3 protein-coding genes are annotated in these 5,322 nt (G+C 72.2%); 1 reads left to right on the top strand and 2 read right to left on the bottom strand.

All coding sequences use genetic code 11. From position 1 onward, the window contains the following. Positions 1–165: 165 nt before the first annotated feature. The gene (gene argJ, locus PKC53_RS18615) at positions 166–1,395 is read right to left on the bottom strand and encodes a bifunctional glutamate N-acetyltransferase/amino-acid acetyltransferase ArgJ (protein ID WP_324431359.1); all 1,230 of its coding nucleotides are present in this window, start codon (positions 1,393–1,395) and stop codon (positions 166–168) included. 300 nt (positions 1,396–1,695) lie between these two features. Between argJ and PKC53_RS18610 the strand changes: the two genes are divergently transcribed. Then, the gene (locus PKC53_RS18610; protein WP_324431357.1) at positions 1,696–4,878 is read left to right on the top strand and encodes a S8 family serine peptidase; all 3,183 of its coding nucleotides are present in this window, start codon (positions 1,696–1,698) and stop codon (positions 4,876–4,878) included. A gap of 111 nt (positions 4,879–4,989) precedes the next feature. On the opposite strand, the gene PKC53_RS18605 is transcribed toward PKC53_RS18610, so the two are convergent. Continuing rightward, positions 4,990–5,322: SEC-C metal-binding domain-containing protein (locus tag PKC53_RS18605; protein ID WP_324431355.1), on the bottom strand; the 333-nt coding region annotated here is incomplete at its 5' end.

The raw sequence follows: 5,322 nt of genomic DNA, 5'->3' as shown, positions 1-5,322 counted from the left end.
GTTCGCCGCCGCGCCGCGATGCCAGGGGGCCGGTCGCGCGCACGCGCACGGCGCCGCTGGCGGCGCGTCGTGGGTGCAGGTGGAGGCTCATCGCAGGGCTCGGCGCAGGGTCACGAAGGCGCGGATGCTAACAGCGGCAGCGCGGGCCGCACAAGCGGCAGCCCCCTAGCTTCGGTAGTCGGCGTTGATGCTGACGTAGTCGTGCGACAGGTCGCAGGTCCACACCGTGGTGCTGGCCGCGCCGCGGTGCAGGTCGACGCGCACGCCGACCTCGCTTTGCTTCATCACGCGCTGGCCGTCCTCCTCGCGGTACCGCGGGTGGCGCGCACCGCGCGTGGCGACGTGCACGTCGTCGAGGTACAGGTCGATCGACGTCTGATCGAGGTCGTCGATGCCGGCGTAGCCGACCGCCGCGAGGATGCGGCCCAGGTTGGGGTCGCTCGCAAAGAACGCGGTCTTCACCAGCGGCGAGTGCGCGATCGCGTAGGCCACCTGCCGGCACTCGGCTTCGGTGCGCCCGCCGTCGACGCGCACGGTGATGAACTTGGTCGCGCCCTCGCCGTCGCGCACGATGGCCTGCGCCAGCTGCTGCGCCACCGCGACCACGGCGTCGCGCAGCGCGGCGCTGTCGGTGTCGTCGAGCGAGGTGATCTCGGCGTGGCCGGCGCGGCGCGTGGCGATCAGCACGAACGAGTCGTTGGTCGACGTGTCGCCGTCGATCGTGATGCGGTTGAAGCTGGCGTCGGCCGCCTCGCGCACCAGTGCCTGCAGCGCCGCCGGCGCGATCACCGCGTCGGTGGCGACGAAGCCGAGCATCGTCGCCATGTTCGGGCGGATCATCCCGGCACCCTTGGAGATGCCGGTGACGGTGACCGTGCGCCCGCCGACGCTCACCCGGCGCGACGCCGCCTTCGGCAGCGTGTCGGTGGTCATGATCGCCTCTGCCGCCTGCGCCCAGTGCGCCGCGCCGAGGTCGGCGAGCGCCGCCGGCAGCGCGGCCTCGATGCGCTCGTTCGGCAGCGTTTCCATGATCACGCCGGTGGAAAACGGCAGCACCTGCGTCGGCGCCACCCCGAGCTGCTGCGCGAGCGCGCGGCACACGCTGCGCGCGCGCGCCAGCCCGTCGTCGCCGGTGCCGGCGTTGGCGTTGCCGGTGTTGATCACGAGCGCGCGCACCGCCTGCCCGGCGGCCAGGTGCTCTCGGCACACCTGCACCGGTGCGGCACAGAAGCGGTTGGCGGTGAACACGCCGGCCACCGTCGCGCCTTCGTCGAGTGCGATCACGGTGACGTCGCGTCGGTTCGCCTTGCGCACCCCGGCCATCGCAACGCCCAGGCGCACTCCGGGCACGGGATGCAGCGCATCGGGCTGCGGGGGGAGCAGATTGACCGGCATCGCGCGCCGCCTCTCGTGAACTGGGGCCCGCGATTGTAGGCAGGGGCTCTCGGCAACGGACGTCGTCGCCGCCGCGCACGGCACATCCCTCGATCGTGGGGCCCGACGCCAGCGGGGTGGGAAATCCAGTATGGCTGCGGCGCCGTCCCTTCCGAGAATGCGCGCACGCTTCGCAGCCCCCTGTCGCCGCGCCGCTGCGTGCGGCGTCGGCGTGATGGGGGCTGACGCGTCGCGCATCGAACGCCGCCCCAACCGGGCCCTCCCCCAACCGCCTCGAGAAGAACTCCGGAGGTATCTCAGATGCAGACCAAGACCCTCGCCGCGCTGACCAGTGTGGCGACGCTGCTCGTGGCCGCCCAGGCCGCCGCAGCGCCTATCGCTGCCGACCGGCAACTCAGCCGCCCGTTGCCCGCATCGGTGACGGCGTTGCGCCTCGACGCCCCGCGCCAGCTCGACGGCGTGAGCTCCGAGCGGCTGCACCCGCGGCTGGCGTCGGCCACCGGCGCGACCCAGGTCATCGTGCGGCTCGCGAAACCGTCGGTCGCCGCGCAGGGCCTGTCGACCGACGCTGCCACCGTGAAGGCGCGCGACGACCTGCGGCGCGACCAGCGCGCGTTCGTCGACCGCATGCGCGCGCTCGACCGCAACGCGCGCGTGCTGGCGCAGACGCAAGCCGTGCTCAACGCCGTGCTGGTCGAAATCGACGCCGGCGTGCTGCCGCGGCTGTCGCGCGACCCGGCGGTGATGCGCATCGCGCCGATCGGCCGCTACCAGATCGACCTGTCGGAGACGGTGCCCTACATCGGCGCCGAGACGGTGCAGCACCTGGGCGTGACCGGCCGCGGCGTGAGGGTCGCGGTGCTCGACAGCGGCATCGACTACACGCACGCGGCGCTGGGCGGCTCGGGCAACCCGGCCGACTTCGCGGGCAACGATCCGAACACGATCGAGCCGGGCACCTTCCCGACGGCCAAGGTCGTCGCGGGTCACGACTTCGTCGGCAGCGCATGGCCGAACGCGCCCGAGACGCCCGACCCCGACCCGCTCGACGACGGCCCCTCGCGCGGGCACGGCACGCACGTCGCCGACATCATCGGCGGCAAGAAGGGTGTCGCCCCCGGCGTCGACCTCTACGCGGTCAAGGTGTGCTCGTCGGTCAGCACCAGCTGCTCGGGCCTCGCGCTGATCCAGGGCATGGAGTACGCCGCCGACCCGAACGGCGACGGCAAGTTCGGCGACCGCGTCGACGTCATCAACATGTCGCTCGGCTCGCCGTACGGCCAGCCGTTCGACGACGACCTCGCGGCCGCCGTCGACGCCGCGTCGAAGCTCGGCATCCTGACCGTCGCGTCGGCCGGCAACAGCGCCGACAAGCCGTTCGCCAACGGCACGCCGGGGGCCGCCGACACCGCGCTGTCGGTGGCGCAGACCGCGGTGCCCAGCGCGTTCCTGCCGCTGATGCAGATCACGGCGCCGGCGAACATCGCCGGCAGTTTCCCCGCCGTGTTCCAGCCGTGGGCGGCGCCGCTGACCTCGGCCGTCGAGGCCCCCCTTCAATACGGCAACGGTGCCGGCGGCAATCTGGACGGCTGCGCGGCCTTCGCGCCCGGCTCGCTGGCGGGCAAGATCGTGCTGATCAACCGCGGTGGCTGCAACTTCACGCTGAAGGTGAAGAACGTGGCCGACGCCGGCGGGCTGGTCGGCGTCATCGGCCTCATCGCCCCCGGCGACCCGTTCGAAGGCGGCGACGGCGGTGACCGGCCGATCACGATCCCCGGCTTCATGGTCAGCCAGGCCGTGGCCAATCGACTGCGCAGCGGCCTGCCCAACACCATGGTGCGTTTCGACCCGGACGTCGGCGTCGCGCTCGCCGGCAGCATGGTCGGCAGCTCGTCGCGTGGTCCGCAGCACGAGGACACGCTGCGCATCAAGCCCGAGATCGGCGCGCCGGGTGCGTCGGTGTCGGCGATCGCCGGCAGCGGCACCGAGACCGGCCCGTTCGGCGGCACCTCGGGCGCCGCGCCGATGGTCGCCGGCGCGGCCGCGCTGCTGATCGAGGGCACCGGCGGCAGCAAGGCCACCGCGAAGGGCACGGCCAACGGCCGCGCGGTCGGGCTCGGTCTGACGCCGGTCGAACTGAAGGCACGGCTGATGAACAACGGCTACACCGACGTCGTCAACGATCCGCTGACCGGGGCGCTCGCCCCGATCACGCGCATCGGCGGCGGCGAGGTGCGCGTCGACGCCGCGCTCGAGGCCCCTGCCGCGGCCTGGGACAACGCCGCACCGCAAGCCGCACTGAGCTTCGGTTTCGTCGACGTCACCGACACCGTCACGCTCAAGCGCACCGTGCGCGTGCGCAACTACAGCAACCAGCGGCTGAACTACACGGTGACGCCGACGTTCCGCTTCGCCGACGACGCGGTCAACGGCGCGGTGACGGTCAGTGCGCCCACCACTGTGGTCGTCGGCCCCGGCCGCGGCAACGACACGCTGTTCGAGGTGACGCTGACCATCGACGGCAGCAAGCTGCGCGGCAACTTCATGAACTCGGGCAGCGCGGGCGCCGACCCGGCGACGCTGACGACGAACGAGTACGACGGCTACCTCGTGCTCGACGACGGCCAGCACCCGATCCAGCTGCCGTGGCACGTGCTGCCGCGCAAGGCGGCGCAGGTGGTGCCGAGCACGACGGCGCTCACCCCGGGCTCGTTCCCGCAGGTCATCGGGCTCGACAACCGCGGCGTCGGCACGGCGCAGAACGACGCCTACGCGCTGCTCGCGACGAGCGATCGGCTGCCGGTCGGTGGCCGCGGCGAGCAGTCGCCGACACCCGACATCCGGGCGGTGGGCATCAACACCTTCCCGGTGCCGGCCGGTTTCTGCTCGGCGAATGAGTCGTTCCTGTGGGCCTTCGCGGTGAACACCTGGCAGCGCCAGCAGCACCTGCTGCCGGTCAGCCACCAGATCTACCTCGACACGAACCGTGACGGCATCGACGACTACGTCGTGCTCAACCGCGACGCGTCGGGGCTGGGCACGATCAGCGACGGTCGCCAGCTGGCGTGGGTGCTGAACCTGGAGACGGGCGCCGCCAGCGCGTTCTTCTTTGCCGAGCACTCGACCAGCACCGGCAACACCGTGCTTCTGGTCTGCGGCGAACAGATCGGCATGAACGCGGCCAACCTGCTGTCCACGCCAGTGAACATGGCGGTGCTGGCGCAGGATTTCTACTTCGGTGGCCCGGGCGACCTGGTCGAGGGCCTGACGGTGACGCCGCTGGGCGAGCGGTTCTACGGCGTGCCGGCCGACGTGCCCGGCAAGACCTCGGACGCCTCCGGGCTCGCGGTCTACGACTTCGGCGCCTTCCCCGGCAACTCGCCCGAGCGCGGCCTGCTGCTGATCACCAACGGCGACCGCGGTGCGGGCAACCGCGGCGGTGCGACGCAGGACAGCGAGGCCCTGCTGTTCCTCGCCCCCTGACCCGGCGGTGATGCCGCGCGCAGGCGCGGCGCCGTCGTGCAGCCCCTCCCCGGCACCGCCGCGGAGGGGTTCTTTCTTGGGCTGTGAGACCGCTCGCCTGCGGCGCGCGGCTCAGGCCAGCCGTCCGTGGCAGTGCTTGTACTTCTTGCCGCTGCCGCAGGGGCAGGGGTCGTTGCGCCCGACCTTGGGCACCGCGGCGACCGCGGTGGCCGGGTCGGCTTCCTGGCTCACGCTGCCGTCCTCGTTGGGGTGCGTGTAGGTCACGTTGGCCACGTGGCTGGCGCGCTCCTCGATGCGCTCGGCGGCCTGCGCGACCTGCTCCTGCGTCTGGATGCGCACGGTCAGCAGCACGCGCGTGACCTCCATCTTCACGACGTCGAGCAGCTGGCTGAACAGCTCGAAGGCCTCGCGCTTGTACTCCTGCTTCGGGTTCTTCTGCGCGTA

This window comes from Azohydromonas sp. (genome assembly GCF_035325925.1).
Classification (GTDB): Bacteria; Pseudomonadota; Gammaproteobacteria; order Burkholderiales; family Burkholderiaceae_C; genus Calidifontimicrobium.
Note: the sequence above shows the minus strand (reverse complement) of the source record. Positions and strands in the feature narration are given on the sequence as shown.